The sequence below is a fragment of the Cedecea sp. Ae19-4 genome, from assembly GCF_059801165.1.
On the sequence record NZ_JBCHWG010000001.1, the window covers coordinates 1,178,518 to 1,202,456 of the forward strand.

Annotated in this window: 16 protein-coding genes; 7 read left to right on the forward strand and 9 right to left on the reverse strand. The window is 53.6% G+C overall.

The annotated features are described in order from the left end of the window. Positions 1-87: 87 nt before the first annotated feature. Positions 88-1,677 carry a maltose/glucose-specific PTS transporter subunit IIBC gene (gene malX, locus AAIE02_RS05680; RefSeq protein WP_498532137.1) on the reverse strand — a complete coding sequence of 530 codons (1,590 nt, stop codon included), beginning with the start codon at positions 1,675-1,677 and terminating at the stop codon, positions 88-90. 186 nt (positions 1,678-1,863) lie between these two features. Here malX and AAIE02_RS05685 point away from each other — a divergent pair, with 186 nt between their 5' ends. Next, the gene (locus tag AAIE02_RS05685; RefSeq protein ID WP_008456398.1) at positions 1,864-2,898 is read left to right on the forward strand and encodes a Mal regulon transcriptional regulator MalI; all 1,035 of its coding nucleotides are present in this window, start codon (positions 1,864-1,866) and stop codon (positions 2,896-2,898) included. Positions 2,899-3,448: 550 nt separating this feature from the next. Here AAIE02_RS05685 and AAIE02_RS05690 read toward each other — a convergent pair. Together AAIE02_RS05690 and manA are read right to left on the reverse strand one after the other, a co-directional pair. After that, positions 3,449-5,032 carry a YdgA family protein gene (locus AAIE02_RS05690; RefSeq protein WP_498532138.1) on the reverse strand — a complete coding sequence of 528 codons (1,584 nt, stop codon included), beginning with the start codon at positions 5,030-5,032 and terminating at the stop codon, positions 3,449-3,451. A 131-nt stretch (positions 5,033-5,163) separates the two neighbouring features. Next, positions 5,164-6,339 (reverse strand): mannose-6-phosphate isomerase, encoded by a 1,176-nt coding sequence (gene manA, locus AAIE02_RS05695; RefSeq protein WP_498532139.1) that lies wholly within the window; start codon positions 6,337-6,339, stop codon positions 5,164-5,166. Positions 6,340-6,545: 206 nt separating this feature from the next. On the opposite strand from manA, the gene fumA reads away from it, so the two are divergent. Together fumA and fumC are read left to right on the forward strand one after the other, a co-directional pair. After that, positions 6,546-8,192, forward strand: a complete 1,647-nt coding sequence (gene fumA, locus AAIE02_RS05700) for a class I fumarate hydratase FumA (protein ID WP_336982677.1) — start codon at positions 6,546-6,548, stop codon at positions 8,190-8,192. A gap of 53 nt (positions 8,193-8,245) precedes the next feature. Further along, entirely contained in the window at positions 8,246-9,643 is a 1,398-nt protein-coding gene (gene fumC, locus AAIE02_RS05705) for a class II fumarate hydratase (protein ID WP_008456388.1), read from the forward strand. A 3-nt stretch (positions 9,644-9,646) separates the two neighbouring features. Here fumC and tus read toward each other — a convergent pair whose 3' ends face one another. The 6 genes from tus to ydgH form a co-directional block, all read right to left on the reverse strand. Continuing rightward, positions 9,647-10,576, reverse strand: a complete 930-nt coding sequence (tus, locus tag AAIE02_RS05710; RefSeq protein ID WP_008456386.1) for a DNA replication terminus site-binding protein — start codon at positions 10,574-10,576, stop codon at positions 9,647-9,649. 128 nt (positions 10,577-10,704) lie between these two features. After that, the gene (rstB, locus tag AAIE02_RS05715; protein ID WP_008456385.1) at positions 10,705-12,000 is read right to left on the reverse strand and encodes a two-component system sensor histidine kinase RstB; all 1,296 of its coding nucleotides are present in this window, start codon (positions 11,998-12,000) and stop codon (positions 10,705-10,707) included. A 28-nt stretch (positions 12,001-12,028) separates the two neighbouring features. Then, positions 12,029-12,757 carry a two-component system response regulator RstA gene (gene rstA / locus AAIE02_RS05720; protein WP_008456384.1) on the reverse strand — a complete coding sequence of 243 codons (729 nt, stop codon included), beginning with the start codon at positions 12,755-12,757 and terminating at the stop codon, positions 12,029-12,031. Positions 12,758-12,834: 77 nt separating this feature from the next. Next, positions 12,835-13,566: a dihydromonapterin reductase gene (gene folM, locus AAIE02_RS05725; RefSeq protein WP_498532667.1), complete on the reverse strand. Its 732-nt coding sequence runs from the start codon at positions 13,564-13,566 to the stop codon at positions 12,835-12,837. 24 nt (positions 13,567-13,590) lie between these two features. Continuing rightward, positions 13,591-14,973: an amino acid permease gene (locus AAIE02_RS05730; RefSeq protein WP_008456382.1), complete on the reverse strand. Its 1,383-nt coding sequence runs from the start codon at positions 14,971-14,973 to the stop codon at positions 13,591-13,593. A gap of 188 nt (positions 14,974-15,161) precedes the next feature. Further along, on the reverse strand, positions 15,162-16,106 hold the full coding sequence (ydgH, locus tag AAIE02_RS05735) for a DUF1471 family protein YdgH (protein WP_008456381.1): 945 nt from the start codon (positions 16,104-16,106) through the stop codon (positions 15,162-15,164). 544 nt (positions 16,107-16,650) lie between these two features. Here ydgH and pntA point away from each other — a divergent pair. The 4 genes from pntA (at position 16,651) to potE (ending at position 23,839) form a co-directional block, all read left to right on the forward strand. Then, positions 16,651-18,180 (forward strand): Re/Si-specific NAD(P)(+) transhydrogenase subunit alpha, encoded by a 1,530-nt coding sequence (gene pntA / locus AAIE02_RS05740; RefSeq protein WP_498532140.1) that lies wholly within the window; start codon positions 16,651-16,653, stop codon positions 18,178-18,180. Positions 18,181-18,190: 10 nt separating this feature from the next. Continuing rightward, positions 18,191-19,579 (forward strand): Re/Si-specific NAD(P)(+) transhydrogenase subunit beta, encoded by a 1,389-nt coding sequence (pntB, locus tag AAIE02_RS05745; protein ID WP_008456379.1) that lies wholly within the window; start codon positions 18,191-18,193, stop codon positions 19,577-19,579. A 500-nt stretch (positions 19,580-20,079) separates the two neighbouring features. Then, the gene (locus AAIE02_RS05750) at positions 20,080-22,383 is read left to right on the forward strand and encodes an Orn/Lys/Arg family decarboxylase (protein WP_498532141.1); all 2,304 of its coding nucleotides are present in this window, start codon (positions 20,080-20,082) and stop codon (positions 22,381-22,383) included. 31 nt (positions 22,384-22,414) lie between these two features. After that, a complete protein-coding gene (gene potE / locus AAIE02_RS05755; RefSeq protein ID WP_008456377.1) occupies positions 22,415-23,839 on the forward strand; it encodes a putrescine-ornithine antiporter in 1,425 nt (474 codons plus the stop codon). Positions 23,840-23,939 lie beyond the last annotated feature (100 nt).

The window sequence follows — 23,939 nt, forward strand, 5'->3', positions numbered from 1 at the left end:
ACCTCACAGCTTTTAACCACAAAGAGGGAAAACCGCACTTTCCCTCTTTGCATGATAATGAAGAGCGCTGAAGCGCTCCTGGGTGAATTAAGCCTCGACGGTACGCATCAGGCCGACCATCTCATCTTTTACCGACTGAACCTGTGGCCCGATAACCACCTGCAGGTTGTGCTCGTTGAGCTTCACTACGCCGATGGCGCGGTTGGCCTTCAGCGCCGCGGTATCCACCAGCGACATATCTTTAACCGACAGGCGCAGGCGGGTGATGCAGTTATCCAGCGTCGAAATGTTATCGCTGCCGCCCAGCGCCGCCAGAATCGCTGGTACGTTGTAGCCAGATTTGCCCGTGTGGCCGCCAACCGGTTTTTCTGCAGTGGTGGTTTCAATATCACGCCCTGGGGTTTTGATATTGAAGCGGGTAATGGCGAAGCGGAAGATGGCATAGTAGCCAGCAAACCATACCGCGGCCACAACCGGGACCATATACCATTTGGTGGACAGGCCGTGCAGCACGCCGAAGACGAAGAAGTCGATAATGTTGCCGTCGGTGTTGCCGATAGTCACGCCCAGCACGGACATCATGGTGAAGCCAATCCCGGTCAGCACGGCGTGAATCAGGTACAGCACCGGCGCGACGAACAGGAACAGGAACTCGATAGGTTCGGTGGTGCCGCCCACGACGCAGGCAATCACGCCAGAGATCAACAGCCCTTTAATTTTATGGCGGTTTTCCGGGCGAGCACAGTGGTACATCGCCAGCGCTGCACCTGGCAGGCCGCCGAGGAACGCCGGCATTTTACCCTGGGACAGGAACTGCGTTGCGCTTTCAGAGAAGCCGTGGGTGGTCGGGCAGCTCAGCTGCGCCTGGAAGATAGTCAGCGCGCCGCTCACGGTATGACCGCACACGTCCATGGTGCCGCCCGCTTCGGTGAAGCGAATCAGGGCCACCAGAATATGCTGCAGGCCGAACGGCAGCAGCAGACGTTCCCCGGTACCGAAGATCATTGGCCCAAAGATACCTGCGCTGTGGATCATGTAGCCCAGGGCGTTGATCCCGGCGGCAAAAATTGGCCAGATCAGCGGGATAACCAGGCCAACCAGGCCCATCACCAGGGTGGTAATAATGGGCACAAAGCGGGTGCCGCCGAAGAACGCTAATGCGTCCGGCAGGCGGATATTGTGAAAACGCTCGTGCAGCAGATAAACGATAATCCCGGCAATGACCGCGCCGAGAATACCGGTATCAATTGACTGCACGCCGAGCACGCTTTGAATGTTATTGGCTTTGAGGATTGCCGCATCGGTCGTTGGCAGGATGCCTTTGGCGGTCAGCCAGAAGTTAACCGCGAGGTTCATCACCATATAGCCGACAAAGCCGGCGAAGGCGGCCACGCCTTTATTTTCACGCGCCAGGCCCAGCGGGATGGCGATACAGAACATCACTGGCAGGAAGCTGAACGCGAATGAGCCCATTTTGCTCATCCAGGTAAAGATCAGCTGTAAGACCGGGTTGCCCAGCCACGGGATCTCGGTAACAACGTCATGGCTGCTCAGCGAACTGCCAATCCCCAGCATGATGCCGCAGAACGACAGCAGCGCCACCGGCAACATAAAAGTTTTGCCGAGGTTCTGGAAAAACTCCCAAAGCGATTTTTTTTGTGGTGTATTAGTCGCCATCACGACTCCTTGACCCGGTTAAAATGAAGTGTTGTGTAAGTAAAGTTTGAAAATGATAAAACGTTTTACCCAATTTTATCGTGAGGACGATCGCAGAATTACCGCGCATAATGACGTTGAATATGCCAGCATAAGTAAAACGTTTTATCTTTATATTTATCGATTCACGGAGGATCTGACTTAACGATGTCGACGCTGACCAAAAGAATCACTATCAACGAGGTTGCCGAGGCCGCAGGTGTCTCGGTGACCACGGTATCGCTGGTGCTTAGCGGTAAGGGGAGGATCTCCACCGCCACCGGTCAGCGGGTGAATGAGGCTATCGAAAAGTTAGGCTTTGTGCGTAATCGCCAGGCCGCTTCGCTGCGCGGTGGCCAGAGTGGGGTGATTGGCCTGATTGTCCGCGACCTCTGCAATCCTTTTTATGCGGAGTTAACCGCCGGGTTAACGGAAGCGCTGGAGCAACAGGGCCAGCTTCTGTTTCTCACCCAGAGCGGTAGCCAGGGGCAGCATATGCAGCGCTGTTTCGACACGCTGGTGGCCCAGGGCGTGGACGGCATTATTATTGCCGGTGCGGCAGGTCAGGGCGCGGATCTGCGGGATATGGCAGTACAGAATAAGGTGCCGCTGGTGTTTGCCTCACGAGCAAGTTATCTGGACGAGGTTGATATCATTCGCCCGGATAATATGCAGGCGGCGCAACTGGTGACCGAGCATCTGATTAAGCGCGGGCACCAGCGTATTGCGTGGCTGGGCGGGCGTAGCTCGTCATTAACACGTGCGGAGCGGCTGGGCGGCTTTTGCGCCACCCTGATGCAGCATGGGCTGCCTTTCCACAGCGACTGGATCCTTGAGTGCGAGCCGAGCCAGAAGCAGGCGGCGGATGCCATCACCGAACTGCTGCACAACTTCCCGACCATCAGCGCCGTGGTTTGCCACAACAGCACCGTGGCGATGGGGGCGTGGTTCGGCCTGACCCGCGCGGGTTGGCAGATGGGCGGCGGCAGCGTGGACAGTTATTACGACCGGCACATCGCGCTGGCAGGCTTTGCCGAAGTCACAGAAGATGACCTGGACGACGTACCAATGACGTGGGTGACGACGCCTGCGAGAGAAATTGGCCGCAGCGCGGCACAGCGTATTCTCCAGCGAGCCCAGGAAAGCGACGTCGTGTTCAGCAATCAGATTATGCCCGCCCGGTTAATCACCATTAAAAACTAACTTTTTCAGGAACAGCATGAATTAACCATGCCGATAGCGCATCTGTCGCTTATACAGATTTTCCTTTGAAATCTTACGGGAGAGATATTTCGCTTCGCAGTGATTCCGTTCACCCGTAGATCAATTTCCCTTGTACGTTCAGAGCACGGTGAACGTGTCAGGGGGAATTACGCCATTCCCCCTGACAACCCCCGGCGCCCGGCGAGCTCATCGCCGCTGAAGCGGTAAACCCACCGGCTATCACCCAAACATTCGGGGTCGTGCGCGATTCGTTCCCGACGATCGCTCTCTTTCGCTGTTCCCGACAGCTCAACCCCGCCTGTTTGGGTCATAGCCGGGGGCGATGAGAGCCGGGAACAAGGGAGTGGCTTGTAGGACTTGCAGCAACGTTAACGTTCCATGTGGCTGCGGGTATAAAGCGAGGCACGGTTTCGGCTTAAATCGCCTCCGTTTTCTCTCCGACTGGCTAAGTGCCTGCTTGGGAATGAAGTATTTACTGTTGACCCGACAGAAACTAAAAAACCCGCCAGATGGCGGGTTTTTGTATGGCTTACTGCTGAGGTGCAGGGGTGGCGTCCGGAGATGCATCATCCCCCGGTGCTTCGTCCTGCGGCTGCGGCACGGCATCGCTGTCGTTATCCTGCAGCGCCGGGCCACCCATGCCTGCCGGCAGGGCGAACATGCTGAACAGCTCGCCCAGCGACATCTGCTCGCCGTTCAGGGAGGCTTTGCCATTGCCGTATTGCAGGCTGGTGGTGATGTTATCGCCGTCAACTTTGGTGACGCGGAACATCTGGCCCATGGCAGCGAGGCCCTTGATCTGCTGGCTGGCGAGTTTGTCTGACTCTTCCGGACTATAGCCTTCCAGCTGCGCCACCTGGGACATCAGCCCCGTAGCCATTGGCATAGGGATAACCAACTTCGCGTCGAGAGATTTCACGTAGCGATCCAGCTGTTCTTCCGCCGAATTGGCTGGGCCGGTTGCGCCCTGCGGATCCTTCATAAACAAGGACAGGTTAAAGGTCGATTCGCCTTTCGCGTTCTTCCAGCTCAGTGGGGCGACGGTAATGATTGGGTTGCCCTTCAGCAGCAGCGGCAGGTTAGCGCTAATCAGCTCCACGGATTTTTGCTGGTAGAGCTCAGGGTTTTGCTGCAGCGCTGGGTCGGCCATCAGCTGCTGTACGCCCGCGTTATATTTCTGGGTAAACTCGCGCAGCGCGGCGGCATCAATATTGCCGAGCTTGAGCGTCAGCTTGCCGCTGCCCATGTTCTGGTTCTGGACTTTCAGCGCATCAAGGCTGTAGTCGAACTGGCCGGTGAAGTGTTTTTTGTCGTCCTGCACGTCAGATTTTGCGTTCAGGTTAAAGCCTTCCACGACGGCAATTTCTTTGCCATCCACAACCATAGACAGCTTATCGATGGTCGCTTTCTGAGAGCCTACGCGCTGGTCAAACAGGCTGCGTTTGCTATCGCCGTCGGTTTTGATCCCGTTGAAAGAGAGCTGCACGCGCTGGCCGTATTCGTTAACGGTGTTGACAAGGCCGCTGTCGGCCGAGCCGGACAGGGCGATTTCATTGCCCGCGCCATCAACGTCGGCGGTAAATTTGCCGCCGCTGAAGCTGAACTTGTCTTCACCCTCGGTGGCATCAATGGCCGCCAGGGCGATATCCGAAGACGTTGCCCCGCTGTAGCCCACGCGGGTTTCCACGCCGATAAGCGGCTTATCTTTGGTGAGCGTGAAGAGGTGTTTGGTGGTGTCGTTATTCACCAGTTCGGTGTGGATCGACGCCATGCTCGGGATCAGGTTGAATTTCTTCAGCTGTGCGAACGGGAAAGGACCATGGTCGATGGTTTCGTTGAATAACACGCTTTGGTCTGGCGTGAGCAGGGCGTTTTTCGTCCCGGCAGCCTGTTTAACCACCAGCTGTACCGAACTGTGGAAAAGCCCACGCTTGTAGTCCTGATAGCTGAGGACCAGCCCTGATTCCGGTGCTGAATTTTTGATTTCAGCATTGGCGTTATCAATCATTTCGGCCATACGGCCTTCGAGCTGTTTACCCGTAAACCAGGCCCCACCGGTCCATACCACGCCCAGCGCAACAATTACCCCAACCGCAACCAGAGATTTTTTCATCGTGTCATTATCCATGTCATGTATAGAAGCCGGCAGCCGTCCCCCACCGGGCGAAAGAAAAACGCCTGTTATCAGGCGTTTTCGTCAACATGCTTACTAGCTTAGCAATACGCGCTAAAAAGATCAGTAAGTTAAAGTTTATTAAACACTCGTGCTACCCGGCCAACGCCGCTGACGGCAATCGGGGATTCTGCGGCGCTAATAAAGGCTGACTCGCCCGGCTTCAGCACCAGGCGCTGGGCGTCTTTGGTTAGCACGGCTTCACCTTCAACGCAGAATACAATGGCAGCGCTTTGTTGTGCCAGCGCGGCTTCCTGCGTGCTCAGGTCGTGCAGGGAGAAGGCAAAGTCATCCACTGGAATAGGGAAGTCCAGCTCGCTGCCGTTTATCTGCGGCTCGGTCAGCAGTTGATTGGCCGGTTTTGGCTCAAATTTGACGTTAGCCACCAGTTCAGGGATGTCGATGTACTTCGGCGTCAGCCCGGCACGCAGCACGTTGTCAGAGTTAGCCATCACTTCCAGCGCGACGCCGTTCAGATAGGCGTGTGGGGTTTCGGCGAACAGGAACATCGCTTCGCCCGGCTCAAGCTTAACCACGTTCAGCAGCAGCGGGGAGAAGAGGCCGCTGTCGTCCGGGTAGAACTCGGAGATCAGGCGAATGGTTTCCCACGGCTCGCCCTGCTGATTATTCAAGGCAGCTTTTAGTACGCCAAGGGCCAGGGCTTTTTCTTCGCCCTGCATATTTAGCAGGCCGGCAAACAGCTGCGCCAGGGTTTCGGCCCCAGGCTGCTGGAGGAAATGCGCAATCAGCGGATGTGCGCCAGAAACCGGCTGCAGCAGCGACACAATGTCGGAGAATTCGCGGAAAGCGTTCATCGCGAGGAACGGCGTCAGGGCAAAAACCAGTTCAGGTTTGTGGTTAGGATCTTTGTAGTTACGCTCTGGGGCATCAAGCGGAATACCCGCTGCATTTTCTTTCGCAAAGCCGATTTCAGAGGCTTTTTTGTTCGGATGAACCTGAATGGAGAGAGGCTGGGCGGCGCAAAGGACTTTGAACAGGAAAGGCAGCTCGCCAAAACGCTCGGCAACGGCTTTCCCCAACAGCGCTTGCTTATCGGCGTCAATCACATCGCGCAATGCGTGCGGTTGCCCGTTGGCATCGAGCACTTTTGAACTACTCTTTGGGTGAGCGCCCATCCACAGTTCGGCCATGGGCTTATGCTGCGGGTTGGCGATGCCGTACAGTTCCGTTAGCGCCGTTTCACTTCCCCAGGCATAATTTTGTACCGCATTGATCAATTTTTGCATCTCAGGTCCCTGTCATCATTGAATCGAAGTTTCAGTTATTAAACCAATTATCCGCGGGGAAGTAACCAGGGCAACAAAAAGTCGTATTAGTCTCAGTTTCTGTTAAAAAATTGTGTAGCATGTTATGACTTGTTTTTGGAACGCAGCGTAAGATCCTGCGCTGAAATATAAAAATTAACGTTACTGTTGTCGCAAGTGAGAGAAATATGTCGAATAAACCCTTCCATTACCAGGAGCCTTTTCCGCTCCAGAAAGACCCGACCGAATATTACCTCCTGAGCCCCGACTATGTTTCCGTCGCCGAGTTTGACGGCCAGCAAATCCTCAAGGTTGATCCTCAGGCCCTGACGCTGCTGGCTCAGCATGCCTTCCACGACGCTTCGTTTATGCTGCGCCCGGCGCATCAGCAGCAGGTGGCGGACATTCTGAGCGACCCGGAAGCCAGCGAGAACGATAAATACGTTGCGCTGCAGTTCCTGCGTAACTCAGATATTGCCGCCAAGGGCATTCTGCCGACCTGCCAGGACACCGGCACCGCTATCATCATGGGTAAAAAAGGCCAGCGCGTCTGGACCGGCGGTGGCGACGAAGAAGCGCTGTCTCGCGGCGTCTACAACACCTTTATTGAAGATAATCTGCGCTACTCCCAGAACGCCGCGCTGGATATGTACAAAGAGGTGAACACCGGCACCAACCTGCCAGCGCAGATCGATCTCTACAGCGTGGACGGCGACGAGTACAAATTCCTGTGCATCGCCAAAGGCGGCGGTTCGGCTAACAAAACCTATCTCTATCAGGAAACCAAAGCGCTGATCACCCCGGCGAAGCTGAAAGATTACCTGGTGGAGAAAATGCGCACCCTGGGCACCGCGGCCTGCCCGCCGTATCACGTGGCGTTTGTTATCGGCGGAACCTCTGCCGAAGCGACGCTGAAAACCGTGAAGCTGGCGTCAACCAAGTACTACGACGGCCTGCCAACCGAAGGCAACGAATACGGCCAGGCATTCCGCGACGTGCAGCTGGAAGAAGAGTTGCTGAAAGAAGCGCAGAATCTTGGCCTGGGCGCGCAGTTCGGCGGCAAATACTTTGCCCACGACATCCGCGTTGTTCGTCTGCCTCGCCACGGCGCATCCTGCCCGGTTGGCATGGGCGTGTCCTGCTCCGCCGACCGCAATATCAAAGCCAAAATTAACAAAGACGGCATCTGGCTTGAGAAGCTGGAGCACAATCCGGGCAAGTACATCCCGGAAGAGCTGCGTCAGGCGGGCGAGGGGGAAGCCGTTAAGGTCAACCTGAACCGTCCGATGAAAGAGATCCTCGCCCAGCTGTCCGACTTCCCGGTGTCCACCCGTCTGTCGTTAACCGGCACCATTATTGTGGCGCGTGACATCGCTCACGCTAAACTGAAAGAACGTCTCGATAACGGGGAAGATCTGCCGCAGTACGTGAAAGATCACCCGATTTATTACGCAGGCCCGGCCAAAACGCCGGACGGCTACGCATCTGGCTCCTTAGGGCCGACAACGGCGGGCCGTATGGACTCCTACGTGGATCAGCTGCAGGCCAACGGCGGCAGCATGATCATGCTGGCGAAAGGCAACCGCAGCCAGCAGGTGACCGACGCCTGTCACAAACACGGCGGGTTCTACCTGGGCAGCATCGGTGGCCCGGCGGCGGTGCTGGCGCAAAATAGCATCAAGAGCCTGGAGTGTGTGGAGTACCCGGAACTGGGTATGGAAGCTATCTGGAAAATCGAAGTGGAAGACTTCCCGGCGTTCATCCTGGTGGATGACAAAGGCAACGACTTTTTCCAGAAAATTCAGGCCTCACAGTGCTCTCGATGCGTTAAGTAATACTCAAGCCGCCGCCTATAGTGGCGGCTTTTTTTATCGCAAAGGAGAAAGGCATGACATCCAGTCGCAGTGAAAAAGACTCAATGGGCCCGATCGACGTCCCGGCAGATAAGCTGTGGGGGGCGCAGACCCAGCGTTCACTTGAGCACTTCCGCATTTCTACCGAGAAAATGCCGACCGAGCTGATTCGAGCGCTGGCGCTTACCAAGCGCGCGGCGGCGAAGGTCAACGTTGACCTCGGCCTGCTGCCTGCAGAGCGCGGTACGGCCATTATCGCCGCCGCAGATGAAGTGCTGGCAGGAAAGCACCCCGGTGAGTTCCCGCTGGCTATCTGGCAGACCGGCTCCGGCACCCAAAGCAACATGAACATGAATGAAGTGCTGGCGAACCGCGCCAGTGAAATTCTGGGTGGCGTACGTGGGATGGAGCGACTGGTGCACCCTAACGACGACGTGAACAAAAGTCAGAGTTCGAACGACGTTTTCCCGACCGCCATGCACGTGGCGGCCATTATCGCGGTTCGCGAGCACCTGCTGCCGCAGCTAAACGTGCTCAGGCAAACGCTGGCCAAAAAAGCCGATGCGTTTAAGGATATCGTCAAAATTGGCCGTACCCACCTGCAGGACGCCACGCCGCTGACGTTGGGGCAGGAGATCTCCGGCTGGGTGGCGATGCTTGAGCACAACCTGAAGCACATCGACCATAGCCTGCCGCATCTGGCGGAGCTGGCGCTGGGCGGTACGGCGGTGGGCACCGGGCTGAATACCCACCCTGAATATGCGGTGCGCGTGGCAAAAGAGTTGGCTGACTTCACGAAGCAGCCTTTCGTCACGGCGCCAAACAAGTTTGAAGCACTGGCCACCTGCGATGCCCTGGTTCATGCGCATGGCGCGCTGAAAGGGCTGGCCTCGTCGATGATGAAAATTGCCAACGACGTTCGCTGGCTGGCTTCCGGCCCGCGCTGCGGCATTGGCGAGCTGTCGATTCCTGAGAACGAACCGGGCAGCTCCATCATGCCGGGCAAAGTGAACCCGACCCAGTGCGAGGCCGTCACCATGCTGTGTTGCCAGGTGCTGGGGAACGACGTGGCGGTGAATATCGGCGGTGCGTCCGGTAACTTCGAGCTGAACGTTTATCGCCCGATGGTCATCCATAACTTCCTGCAGTCCGTTCGCCTGCTGGCCGACGGCATGGAAAGCTTCAACGAGCACTGCGCGGTGGGCATTGAGCCTAATCGCGATCGCATCAGCCAGTTGCTGAACGAGTCGCTGATGCTGGTGACCGCGCTCAATACCCATATTGGCTATGACAAGGCGGCAGAAATTGCCAAAAAGGCCCATAAAGAAGGGCTGACCCTTAAAGCATCGGCACTGAAGCTCGGTTATCTGACCGAGGATGAGTTTGACGCCTGGGTTCGCCCTGAGGATATGGTCGGCAGCATGAAATCGTAAGTTTTACGTTTCGCAGTACAGATGCAGCCGCGGGATAATCAGTCTCAGCGGCTGCGCTTGAGGCTTATAGCGGTGCTGAATGTTTTCGGCATCGTAATTCAGCAGTTCGCCTAAATCGGGCGAGGTTTCACCACTTTCCTGCTTACACAACACAATCAGCGGAGAAGGGCAGGCATACTGCACCTGTTTCTGCTGCGCCTGATACCACACGCGGGCCACGGGCTGAACCTTCACCGGGCGCTTGATTTTCAGCCGTGCGTTTTCCGGCAGCCTTTGCACTTCATCCATTTCCTGCCTCACGCGCTCGGCCCACTGTTCCTTCGTCCACGGCGGCACGGCTCGACCGGCATTCAGGCTTTTTTCCAGCATCTCCAGCACCTGCTGGCGGCTAAGGTTTTTGACAATCTGTTTATTCGCCCAGCCAAAACGCACGGTGTCCGGCGTTTCAAGCAGGGTAATGGCGCGGTATGCGTTCAGGGTAAGCAGGCCGGGAATATGGCGGTGAACCCATTCAAAACGCTGGGCGGAGGGAAGCGTCGACTCGACACTGATAATCTGCTCCAGCGCGTGTTTCAACTGATTGATGTTTTCCAGGAGCCCCGAAGTTTGCTGGTATTGCTCTTCGCTGACCGAATAACAGAGCGCGCCGGGTAGGCGCACGGCGGCCTTGGTGCTGATTTTTTCCGACTGCTGCTGGATAAACAGCCGCGTAAAGTGGGCGACGGCGGCGTGATGCGCCTCCAGCCCGACGCGCTGGGTGACTTCAATCTTAGAGAGCGGATCGTGCTCTTTGCTTTTTTCTATCTCCGGCAGCGTAAAGACCCGCCCGCTGAGCAGTCGAAGCTGACCGAGCTGTGCCCTGAGCACAGCCAGGTGCTGCTCCAGCTCCCGGCAGGTGGACGTTAAACGTTCAATAAGATCGTAGCGTGGCATAGCGACTCACATTAGTTACAACATACTTATGAACTGTAGCAACGGGAGACCGCATCAGCAACTATGAACGTGGCGCTTAACAGGGAAAAATCGCCCGGTAGGGGTTACCGGGCTGGCGAATTCAGGATTCAGGAAAGGTACGTGGTATTGACCGGCCATGAAAAGCGGAAGCTGGCGCCGCCCAAAGAGCTGCTTTCAATGGTGACGTGTCCACCCATCGCCACGGCAATAGAATGGACTATCGCCAGGCCAAGCCCGCAGCCGCCGGTTGCCCTGTCCCGACTGGGGTCGAGGCGAACAAAAGGCTCGAATACGCGGGCGCGCTCTTCCTCAGGAATGCCCGGGCCGTCATCTTCTACCTGCAAATGGGCGATATCATCTTCACGCCACAGGCTGACGCGCAGCTGTTGCTCACTGTAGCGCAGGGCGTTATTGATCAGGTTGTCCGTGACGCGTTCCATGAGGCGCAGATCCAGCGCGCCATAGTCAATGGCGGTGAGGGTATCTGTCTCCAGGCTAATCCGGCGCTGACGGTGAATGAGCTGTACGTCGGCAATATGCGTTTCCATCCAACTGGCAAATTTGACGTGCGCCAGATGAAGCTCGGTCTGCGGGCGGTCGAGGCGTGCGTAGGTCAGCAGTTCGTCAATCAGCGCTTCTAGCTGGCCAATATCCCGATTGAGCGCCAGAGATTCCTCTTCGCTGAGGTTGTCGCTCATTTCAAGACGGTAACGCAGGCGAACGAGCGGGGTACGCAGCTCGTGGGCAATGCCGTCAATCAGCTGCTTCTTGCTGGCAATCAGGGCGTTGATGTTATCGGCCATTTGGTTAAAGGCGATGCCCAACCGTTCAAAGCTTGAGGCGTTATCAAAATGGATGTGCTCATCCAGATGCCCTTTACCAAATCGCTGGGCGGCGCTTTCGAGTTTGAGCATGTCCTGCCAGTGCGGGCGCATCCAGATGAACACCGGGAAAGCGAGCGAAATGGCGATAAATGCGATCAGGCCAATATCCAGCAGCCGCATCTGATGTAGATAAAAGAGATACGGAATTGGGCCGACGGCCAGAACGTAGTGGCTGCGTGGAATGCGCTGGATGAATGTATATTCTTCGTCCAGCGCCACAATCTCGCCTTCTCGCAGGTGGCGAGCGGCAACGTCATCGAGTTTGAACTTGCTCATCGGCTCAATATTGAGCTTGAAGGAGAGGTTCAGGTCGAGATCGTTGATCGTTTTATTCCAGTCCCGCGGCGGAATTTCACGTAGCTCGCTGCGCATCAGGTACAGCGAACTTTTCATTAAGTCATCGAGCGACTGTCGTCCCGCCCGCTCGGCGGTGAACTTATACACCAGCCCGACCAGCATGGTCATCACCAGGAAGCAGACAAACAACAAAAGATAAAACTGTACAAACAGCTTTTTCATTGAGCGTTACCGTCAAATCCGTATTTCATTAAGCTTCGCTTTCCCAGGCGTGAGGGGCAAATAAATAGCCTTTGTTGCGCACGGTTTTGATACGGAAGGGCTCAGTCGCATTATCCAGCAGCTTTTTACGCAGGCGGGAGATGGCCACGTCCACGCTGCGATCCATGCCGTCATAGGTCACACCACGCAGATTTTTTAATAAGGCATCACGGTCCATTATCTGGCCTGCGTGGGTGGCTAGCTCCCACAACAGATCGAAATCCGCAGTCGACAACACAACGTTTTCATCCCCAAGCGTGACCTGGCGGTTCAGCGGGTCAATACACAGCGTGCCAAAACGTATAGCTTTATGCGGCTTGAGGTTACTGGCCGTTGTGTCTGCCGTTTGTTGGGCTGAAACACGTTGACGGAGGTGTAACCGTAAACGCGCCAGCAGCACCGCAGGCGGCGTTGTTTTTAAAATGTAGTCATTTGCGCCCATTTCCAGCGACAGAATATGGTTCATGTCGCTGTCCAGAGATGTCAGCAGAACAATCGGGCCGTCCCACTGTGGGCGAAGGTCGCGGCATAGCGTCATCCCGTCTTTCCCTGGCAGCATAATATCCAGCAAAACCAAATCCGGCTGCTGCTGCTGGATAACCGCTTCGGCGCGGTCACCGCGGGTTTCAACGATAACGTCAATGTCATGTTTCCCGAGATAGGCGGCTATCAGGCCGCCAACTTCCGGGTCGTCTTCCACGTAAACTATTTTGCTCATAATCCGCCGCGTCGGCTTTTAAAATTTGAACATACAATGATGCAATAGATTACACCATTAATGGTTGGTAAACAGTGTTAGCGTAGGTGCCGGCCACCGTCTACGGCATGGCTTCTGCCGGTGACATAGCGGCTGGTCAACAGATACTCAACCAGATGCACAATTTCCTGTTCACCCGGGGCGATTTTCATCAGCGATTTGTTAAGCGAGCGCTGGCGGTAGTCGGCATCGTCGTCGGTGTTAAACATGATCAGGGCAGGCGCGATGGCGTTGACCTTGACTTCCGGAGCCAGTTTAAGCGCAAAAGAGAGCGTCATATTTTCCAGTGCCGCTTTACTGGCGGCGTAAGCGATATGTTTGTCGCTGCCGCGCTCCGCCACGTAATCGGTCAGATGGATGATATCGCTGCCCGCCTGACCGTGTCCGCGCAGCAAACTCTCCAGCTCATGGTTAAGTAAGTAGGGCGTGGCAACATGAACCTGCATCATTGCCTGTAGCGTATCGCACAGGGCCGTGTCGCGGGTTTCTGGCTTCCATTCGCTGGCATTATGAATGATGGCGCGCAGCGCGGGCGTGAGTGACTTCACCCGTTCAGCGAATTCAAGGATACCTTCATTCGTTGAAAAGTCGGCGTACAGGCAAGTGACACCGGCCTGTTCAAGTTTATCGACAGCGGGATGGCGAGTGCGATAGCTGACAATTACCGGCTGAGATTTAGCCAGAAAATGCTGAGCCAGTGCCAGGCCAATACGCTGGCCTGCACCGGTGATAAGAATAGGTCGGTTAATAGCTTGGCTCCCCTCATCCAGAATAGTTGCCGGGGAAAGGATTCGTTACCCCACCAGCATCCACGTTGCCGGAAATGCTGCCAGCAGCATCAGGCAAATCATCGTTCTTTCTTTTAAATTTAGCGACTTTTCGTGCGTATGGGTACGACGCGCGTAAATAAAGACTAATAATCCAGGCGCATACAATACGACCGAAAGCAGCAGATGCATCGGGCCTGACGCATAAAGCAGCCACAAACCGTAAAGGCAGGCTCCAAAACCAATCGCCTTGTGTAGAGGGCGGGTCGCGATTTTTAGCAGGTATGCACCCACCAGGAAATAAGGCACCAGAATCATTTCTGAGGCGATGGTTAGCAGCGTGTTGTAGTCCGACCCGGTCAGCCAGATCAGCACGAGGCACACCTGCACGCTAATATTCGTCAGCCAAAGAGAAGCCGACGGTGCGTTGTTTTTGTTCTGACGGGCAAACATTTTGGGGAAAGCTTTATGGGTTGCCGCCAGCAATGGCACTTCTGCAGCCATAATTGTCCAGCTCAGGTACGCGCCGCACACGGAAACAATCAACCCGGCAGCAATAATCACTTCCCCCCATGGGCCCATCATTTCGACCATCAGGCCAGCCATCGACGGATTGCGCATTGCAGCAAGCTCAGGGCGAGCAACTACGCCGAGTGAAAGTAGCGTGACCAGCAGGTAGACGCTGAGTGCGGCAATGACAGCCAGAAGCGTTGCTCTGCCAACGTCTTTTTTATTTCTTGCTCGTGCGGATACCACCACGGCCCCTTCCACGCCGATAAAGACCCAAAGGGTAATCAGCATGGTGTTTTTCACCTGTTCCCAGACGGGAACGCCGAGTTTAATACCGGTAAAATCGAGAGAGAAGGTGGATAGCTTAAAAGCAACTGCCGCCAGTACCACAAACATCCCCAAAGGCAGCAGCTTCGCAAGCGTTGCGACCAGGTTGATGCTGGCCGCCGTTTGTACGCCTCGCAGCACCAGCCAGTGCACCATCCATAACAGAACGGATGCGCCAACAATGGATTGCCAGGTATTGCCGTCGCCGAACAGACGCAGCTCAGGCGTGTCGGTAAAGAAGCTAAGGGCGGAGAAAACAATGACCAGGTAAGAAACGTTGGCGATCACCGCGCACAGCCAGTAACCCCAGGCCGAGAAAAAGCCGATAAGCTCCCCAAAGCCCTCACGCGCGTAGGTGAATATTCCGCCGTCCAGGTCGGGGCGGAGTCGGGTAAGCACCAGCATCGCCAAAGCCAGCAGGAGAATACCTACGCCAGTGATCGCCCAGCCGATCAGCAACGCAGCCGGACTCGCAACGCTTGCCATATTTTGCGGCAAGCTAAACACGCCTGCGCCGAGCATGGAGCTTAATACCAGCGCGGTGAGCGCTGCGAGGCCAAGTTTCTTTTCCATACGCATCCTGTTGAGGTCAGAAGTGTTCCAGCATAATTATTATGCTTTTTCGCATATAAATGGAGGATCACGCTAAGGCGCGGGATTTTACGGAGTGTGCACACTGCTTGCAATGCGTGTGGTGCGATAAAATGATTTGAGTGCAAAAAAAAGGGCAGCGGAAGCTGCCCTTTGATTGATGGTGTATCTTATTTAAACAGGTCTGCGCTGACGGTTAAGTTGTTACCTTGTTCCTGCCACTGGCGAGTGATGTGGTAGAACTTAGCCCCTTTATCAGCTGCACGCTTCGCAACCTGGTAGGAAACTTCGGTCATGCTGCTGAAGTTACCGGTGAACTTAATGCTGTCAAATGGCACCATTTGAGCAGCCGTTATCTTGTTGACTTCCTGTACTTTGGTGCCGTTTGGTAGCGTTACGGTATAACGTGAACCCTGAGATGACTGGGTTTCAAAGAAACGGCCAACGTCGGAAGACGGCGTTTCTGAAGAAGCAACACCTGGAATTTCCACATTTTTGGCAGCAGCGCCGCCCGCGGCTAGCGCGGCTTTACCTGCTTCGGAGTTTGCTGGCAGCAGGTCCGGACTTTGCACAACGCGTTTTTTAGCGTCAGCTTTATAGATAAACGCCGTTACGCGCTGGTTGCCGCCCTGGTTGGTATCGACCTGGCGCACGATAAAGAAGGAGGCAGCCCCTTTTTCGCGTGCAGCTTTAGTAATGGCATCATTAACGTCCGGTTGGGTACGGAAGAAACCCTGAACGGTGACGGTATCAAAGGGTTCAAGTCGATAAGCCTGGTCTTTCGGCAGCTCCATCACGCCATTGATGACGCGGTTCTTAGGCGCATCGGCTTTAGGTGCATCATTCTTATAAACATCAGCCACGACGCGGGAGTTGCCGCTTTCGCCCATTGCGCTGGTGTCCAGCACGTAGAAAGAAGCGGCCCCGATAGCATCTGCGCGGCGAGATACGGCGGCCACGGCATCGCCGATAGCATTAAAGCGGCCTGTGATAGTGATTCGATCGTACGGCTTAAGTGCGGCCGCCTGCTCTGGTGTCAGTTCGGTCGCCGCCTGAGCGGACAGCGAGGTGACGGAAATAAGAGCTGACGCCAGAAGGGTGTTCTTGAGATTCATAAAAATAATCCTTCGCCTTGCGCAAAATGAATACAGGTACTTCTCTGATTAGGACCGATTAGATGCCGATTATGGCTGGAAATAACGTCCTTGTCTGCGGCATTTTTCGCGCCTTGTGCCTTCCCGGCGATGAATAACCGCGACAAACGTTATTAAGTTAAAAAAAGAGGCATTCACCGCTAAAACTGATAAAGCTTATGACTTATTTGGTTAAAATGTTGTTAAAATTGGTTTTTGTTGCGGCGTAGAATCATGTCTTACCGTCTCAGTTAAGCGTATTATCAGGCCTCGGCGTGTAAATAAAGATTAAAACAACTGTCTGAGCGCCTGATGACTGAATTTTTGCGATAAAAATAGAAATACCAGGATGCGGATGTAGATCACAGTCGTTATTTTCAGTAGGTTATAAAAAGTTTGTTACAGATGTATTTTTTGTTGAAGTGGTAATGGAACAGATATCTGCCTGCGCGTGCGGGCGGATGCTTGCGTCTGGCCATGGCAAGGTCTGGCAAACCATCATCAAAAACAGATGGAAGGGAATACTATGCGTATTGGTGTACCAACAGAGCGGTTGGCCAATGAAACCCGTGTAGCCGCCACGCCGAAAACGGTAGAGCAGCTGATTAAACTGGGGTTCACTGTCGCCGTTGAAAGCGATGCGGGGAAACTGGCAAGTTTTGACGACGAAGCGTTTGAGCGCGCGGGGGCGATCGTTGCCAGCGGCGCGGATGTCTGGCAGTCGGACATTATCCTTAAAGTGAACGCCCCGCTGGATAACGAAATTGACCTTGCTCGTGAAGGTTCGACGCTGGTCAGCTTTATCTGGCCGGCGCAAAACCCGGAGCTGCTTGAAAAACTGGCGGCGCGGAACATCACCGTTATGGCGATGGACTCAGTGCCGCGTATTTCACGTGCGCAGTCGCTGGACGCGCTTAGCTCCATGGCTAACATCGCCGGTTACCGTGCGATTGTCGAAGCCGCACATGAGTTTGGCAGGTTCTTCACCGGGCAAATCACCGCCGCCGGTAAAGTCCCGCCAGCTAAAGTGATGGTTATCGGCGCGGGTGTTGCGGGCCTGGCGGCGATTGGCGCGGCCAACAGCCTCGGGGCAATTGTTCGTGCGTTTGATACCCGGCCTGAAGTGAAAGAGCAGGTGCAAAGCATGGGTGCCGAATTCCTGGAGCTGGACTTCAAAGAAGAAGCCGGCAGCGGGGATGGCTATGCGAAGGTGATGTCCGAAGCCTTTATCAAAGCCGAAATGGCGCTGTTTGCGGCTCAGGCGAAAGAGGTGGATATCATCGTCACTACGGCGCTGATTCCGGGCAAACCTGCACCGAAGCTGATTACCCGTGAAATGGTGGATTCCATGCAGCCGGGCAGCGTGATTGTCGATCTGGCGGCACAAAACGGCGGCAACTGCGAATACACCGTTGCGAACCAGGTCACCGTGACGCCTAACGGGGTGAAGGTCATTGGTTATACCGATCTGCCGGGTCGTTTGCCGACCCAGTCCTCCCAGCTTTACGGCACTAACCTCGTCAACCTGCTCAAGCTGCTGTGTAAGGAAAAAGACGGCAATATCACCGTTGATTTTGATGATGTGGTTGTGCGCGGCGTGACCGTTATTCGCGAAGGTGAAGTCACCTGGCCTGCGCCGCCGATTCAGGTTTCCGCTCAGCCGCAGGCCGCTGCAAAACCAGCTGCTGAGCCGGTCGAAGAGAAAAAACCAACGTCTCCGTGGTTTAAATATGGCCTGATGGCGCTGGCAATTATTCTGTTTGGCTGGTTCGCAAGTGTGGCGCCAAAAGAGTTCCTTGGTCACTTCACCGTCTTTGCGCTGGCCTGCGTGGTGGGCTACTACGTGGTATGGAACGTCTCCCATGCTTTGCATACGCCGCTCATGTCGGTGACGAATGCTATTTCAGGGATAATCGTGGTAGGTGCGCTGCTGCAGATTGGCCACGGTGGCTGGGTCAGCTTCCTGAGCTTCATTGCGGTACTGATCGCCAGTATCAATATTTTTGGTGGTTTCACCGTCACTCAGCGCATGCTGAAAATGTTCCGGAAGAACTAAGGGGTAACACATGTCTGGTGGATTAGTTACAGCTGCATACATTGTTGCCGCGATCCTGTTTATTTTTAGCCTGGCTGGCCTGTCGAAACACGAAACCTCAAAGCAGGGTAACCTGTTTGGTATCGCGGGGATGGCGATTGCGCTGGTGGCGACCATTTTTGGCCCGGAAACTGGCAATGTCGTATGGATTATCATCGCGATGGTGATCGGCGGGGCGATTGGTATTCACCTGGCGAAGAAAGTCGAAATGACTGAAATGCCGGAGCTGGTTGCCGTGCTGCACAGCTTTGTGGGCCTGGCGGCGGTGCTGGTTGGTTTTAACAGCTACCTCGATCACGGTCCGGGCCTTGAGCCGATCATGGAGAATATCCACTTAACGGAAGTCTTCATCGGGATCTTCATCGGGGCAGTGACCTTTACCGGCTCTATTGTCGCCTTTGGCAAGCTGCGCGGTAAAATTTCGTCTAAACCTCTGATGCTGCCAAATCGTCATAAGCTCAATCTGGCGGCGCTGGTGGTTTCCTTCGCGCTGCTGCTGGTGTTTGTGCGTACCGAAAGCGTTGGTATGCAGGTTCTGGCCGTGCTGGTGATGACTATCATTGCGCTGGCGTTTGGCTGGCACCTGGTGGCGTCCATCGGCGGGGCAGACATGCCGGTTGTGGTGTCGATGCTTAACTCTTACTCCGGCTGGGCCGCAGCGGCTGCGGGCTTTATGCTCAGCAATGACCTGCTTATTGTCACTGGTGCGCTGGTGGGGTCTTCTGGTGCCATCCTCTCCTACATTATGTGTAAGGCGATGAACCGCTCGTTTATCAGCGTGATTGCCGGCGGTTTTGGAACAGACGGTTCTTCAACCGGTGAAACGGAAGAAGCGGGTGAACACCGTGAAATCAGCGCGGAAGAAACGGCTGAAATGCTGAAGAACTCCACGTCGGTGATCATCACCCCAGGCTACGGCATGGCGGTGGCCCAGGCGCAGTATCCGGTGGCGGAAATTACCGAAAAACTGCGTGCCCGCGGAGTCAAAGTACGTTTTGGTATTCACCCTGTCGCGGGGCGTCTGCCGGGCCACATGAACGTACTGCTGGCTGAAGCCCGGGTGCCCTACGACGTCGTGCTGGAAATGGACGAGATCAATGACGACTTCGCCGACACCGACACCGTGCTGGTTATCGGGGCGAACGACACCGTTAACCCGGCTGCTCAGGACGATCCGCGCAGCCCAATTGCCGGTATGCCGGTGCTGGAAGTGTGGAAAGCGCAGAACGTGATTGTGTTTAAGCGCTCAATGAATACCGGTTACGCAGGCGTGCAGAACCCGCTGTTCTTTAAAGAGAACACCCAGATGCTGTTTGGTGATGCCAAAGCCAGCGTCGAAGCGATTCTGAAAGCGCTGTAAGCGTTAGCCGTCTTGTGAATGCCGCCCAAATGGGCGGCTTTTTTTTGGGGGTACGGGACAGGAACGAAAACGCAGGTTCAGGCGCAATCAGAGCGAAGCCGCAGCGTGTGATATTTTACAAAACAAACAGATCTGGAGGACGAAGGTATTGAGAGGATCTCAAGAAGATATTTTTAGTTTTAGAAATAAACAATCACGCCATTTGTCATCATCCTGTAAAAATATTGATTTCAACGAATTGGGTTATCGTCGGGAAAAATCGTCTGTATATCCTGAAAGCCACTAAGTTTATTCAGGCCTTTCTACGAGGCTGTTAAACATCCCGTAGCTGTAGATGTGAAAATACGCAAGAAATGATTTGAGCATTTCTGTTAACGCTATCTGATCCAGCATGGTCTATATTGGAGAGTGGTATACGATAAAGGTGATTCAACATTTCATTTTGAATATAAATTGTCTGTTTTTATTGAAAATAAAATCGCACAATTCCGGAGGTTACTATGGATATTCGCAGTGAAAGGATAATATCGCTAAAGGCGTTAATTGTTCATAATTCTGCCTGTCATGTTAGCGTAGTCAATGATTCTATTTCTAATCTTATTAATGCGTTAAACGGTAAGGATGTCGCCACTGTTTTTGCCGATTCTGCTGATGACGCCGCCGCGGTTTTAAATAATGATGAAACCATTGAGCTCGTACTCCTCGATTGGGTAATGAGTGACAGTGAGCAGAATAATGAATCGGCAAAGAGAGTAATACAATCTCTTCGACGTAAAAATCAGTCCATCCCTTTATTTCTATTATTAGATAATCGACAGGCTGAGAATTTAAATCATGAAATAATGCGTGAAACTGATGAGTTAATTTGGGTTCAAGAAGACACGCCTTTTTTCCTGGCAGGTAGGATTCATTCGGCTATTTTATCTTATCGGGATAAAATTGTTCCGCCGCTGACTCGTGCAATTTTTGAGTTTGCGGAAAAATATGAATATTCATGGCATACCCCAGGCCATGCCGGGGGGACGGCATTCATGAAATCGGCCGTTGGCCGGGCATTCCATGATTATTTTGGGGAAAATCTTTTGCGCTCCGATCTTTCTATTTCCGTCGGAGAATTAGGGTCTCTGCTGGATCATAGCGGTCCGATTGGTGATAGCGAAAAATTCTGTGCCCGGGTATTTGGCGCGGACAGGGCCTATACCGTTACCAATGGATCTTCTATGTCCAACAGGGTCATTATGATGTCTTCCGTAGCCCGTGACGACTATGCCCTGTGCGACCGCAACGCCCATAAATCTACGGAACAGGCCCTGACGATGACGGGGGTCATCCCAACGTATTTAATGCCTTCGAGAAACTACCTCGGCATTATTGGGCCGGTATATGCCCGTCAACTGAGTGGTGATGCAGTGAAAGAAGCTATCGCCTCAAACCCTCTCGCCACAGATAAGAACAAAAAACCGCTGCACAGCATTATCACAAATTCGACCTATGATGGCCTGACCTACCATGTGCCTACGGTTATTAAGCAGCTCAATAGCAGCGTCGATCGTATTCATTTTGATGAGGCGTGGTACGGCTATGCGCGATTTAACCCCCTCTACGCAGAACGTTTTGGCATGTATGGAGAACCCGATGATTATCCAAGGGATCTGCCGACAATTTTCACTACAACCTCAACGCACAAGCTGTTAGCTGCACTTTCGCAGGCATCGCTGATTGGGGTGCGGGATGGACGAAATTCGGTGCCTCATGAACGCTTCAACGAAGCTTATATGATGCATGCCTCGACGTCGCCGCTGTATCCGATAATTATGGCTAACGAAGTTTCGGCTGAAATGATGCGGGGGCAAAGTGGTCAGCACCTTACCACAGAATCAATTACTGAAGCGGTTCGTTTTCGCCAGGCCGTCAGGCGTATTCGAAGAGAACTTCAGGAAAATGATGACTGGTTTTTCTCCACCTGGAATGCAGACTTCGTTCCCGACCCGGAGTCCGGAAAGAAAATTTCTTTTGAAGATGCGCCCCTGTCTCTTTTAGTTACCGACCCTCGTTGCTGGGAATTGCGAGAGGGTGATATATGGCACGGTTTTAAGGGAATCGAAGACAGCTACTGTATGCTGGATCCGATAAAAGTGTCCGTCGTGATGCCTGGCGTGGCGACGGATGGCTCACTTGAGAACGCCGGCATTCCTGCTGCACTGGTGACGGCTTTTCTTAGCCAGAAAGGCATTCAAGTTGAAAAGACCACTGATTTTACCATTCTGTTTCTTTTCTCCCTTGGTATTACCAAAGGGAAATACGGAACATTGATCAATGCATTACTCAAATTTAAAGATGCATACGATAACAATATTCCGGTCAAACACCTCCTTTATGCACATGAAAACGAATGCCCTGAGGCGTTCAAAAATAAAGGATTGAAAGATCTTGCTAATGAAATGTTCCTCTTTTTCAAAGAAACAGATCTCATAAAGGTTCAGGAGAAAGCGTTCACCATATTACCGAAACCGGTACTCACTCCAGCCGAGGCTTATATCAGGCTCGTACACAACGATATTGAAACAGTTAGCATGGATGATCTTTACAACCGCACTCTTGCGACCGGTGTTGTTCCTTATCCGCCTGGAATTCCAATGATCATGCCAGGCGAGAACGCGGGAGATAAAGATAGCCCATACATCAAATATTTGCAGATTCTGCAATTATGGGATCGGCGATTCCCTGGTTTTGGCCATGATATCCATGGTGTAGAGAATAAAAATGGGGTTTATTACGTTCAATGCCTAAAAGAAAGCATCTAACGGTAACCCAGTTAGCTGCAGGAGAGTGAATATGGCAATTAAGAAAATGAGTGTCACTCAGCTAACAATGTTGACTGCCATCAACATGTTAGGATCGGGAATAATATTACTACCCACTAAGCTGGCTCAAGTCGGGAATATTTCGATAGTATCCTGGGTGATTACTGCCGTGGGTTCAATGGCGCTGGCCTGGGCTTTTGCCTGCTGCGGTACGATGAGTAATAAGCTTGGTGGCATGGGCGGTTACGCTGAGTATGCCTTTGGTAAGGCGGGGAATTACATTGCAAACTACACCTATGGCGTTGCGATCGTCATTGGTAACGTCGCGATCTCCATCACTGCCGTGGGTTATATTATTGGGCTATTCAATATTAATCCTAATCCTCTGCAAATTGGATTAATGACGATAGGACTTTTATGGTTAACCACGTTTGCTAATTTTGGTGGAGCCAGCATAACCGGTAAAATTGGTGGCGTCACTGTTTGGGGGGTGATCGCGCCGGTCGTGGTGGTATCGACGGTGGGATGGTTCTGGTTTAAACCCGAAATATATGCCGCAGGCTGGAACCCTCATAACAGCACGCTACTTGATGCCGCAGGCTCTTCCGTAGCAATCACGCTGTGGGCCTTTCTTGGGCTCGAATCGGCCTGCGCGAACAGTGATGCGGTGGATAATCCTAAAAAGAATGTACCCATCGCCGTGCTCTTCGGGACATTGGGCTCTGCGGTTATCTATATCGTGTCGACCAACGTCATTGGCGGAATTATTCCAAACGCTGAACTTGCCAGTTCAAACGCGCCGTTTGGCCTGGTCTTCGCCACGATGTTTACTCCCATGGTAGGGAATATCATCACGGGCCTGATGATTATCGCCTGCATCGGTTCCTTACTGGGCTGGCAGTTCACTACTGCACAAGTCTTCAAGAGTTCTGCGGAAGTGGGCTATTTTGTGCGAATTTTCGCTAAATGTAATAAGAGTGGCACCCCCATCGCAGGAATGCTGATTCTGTTGGGGATTCAAACCATTCTGGGTTGGTTTTCAATTCCCGCCAGCCCTGACGGGACTCGCTACGGCTGGATTCATCATGTAGCCACTGGTAATCTGGGTGTCTCTGACCAATTTTCAACCGTAGTTGACCTGTCGGTCGTCACGAATCTTATTCCCTACATCCTGTCTATGGCAGCCCTGGTAACAATTCAGGAAATCAACCGGGTACCCAGCCATAAGGCTCTGTTGAATAACGCAATCGCTGGGGTTGGGGCTGCGTACAGCTACTTTGCGTTAGTGAATTCTGGTGATAAGGCTTTGATGTACGGGGGCGTAGCCACCATTCTTGGCTTTACATTGTTTGGCGCCGTCAGTGCCAGATTTGTGAAGGGGGAACAACTCGTACATCCTGACCGGGTTATCACTGGGGAAGAGGATGTGCCGGCTATCCCGTACCGGGATAAGTAAAAGGCCCGTGCTCGGGCAGAATAGCTGGAACGTATTCGGCTCCAGCCACTGACCAATAAAAACCCCGCAGGTAAATGGACTGCGGGGTTTTTGCCTGAAT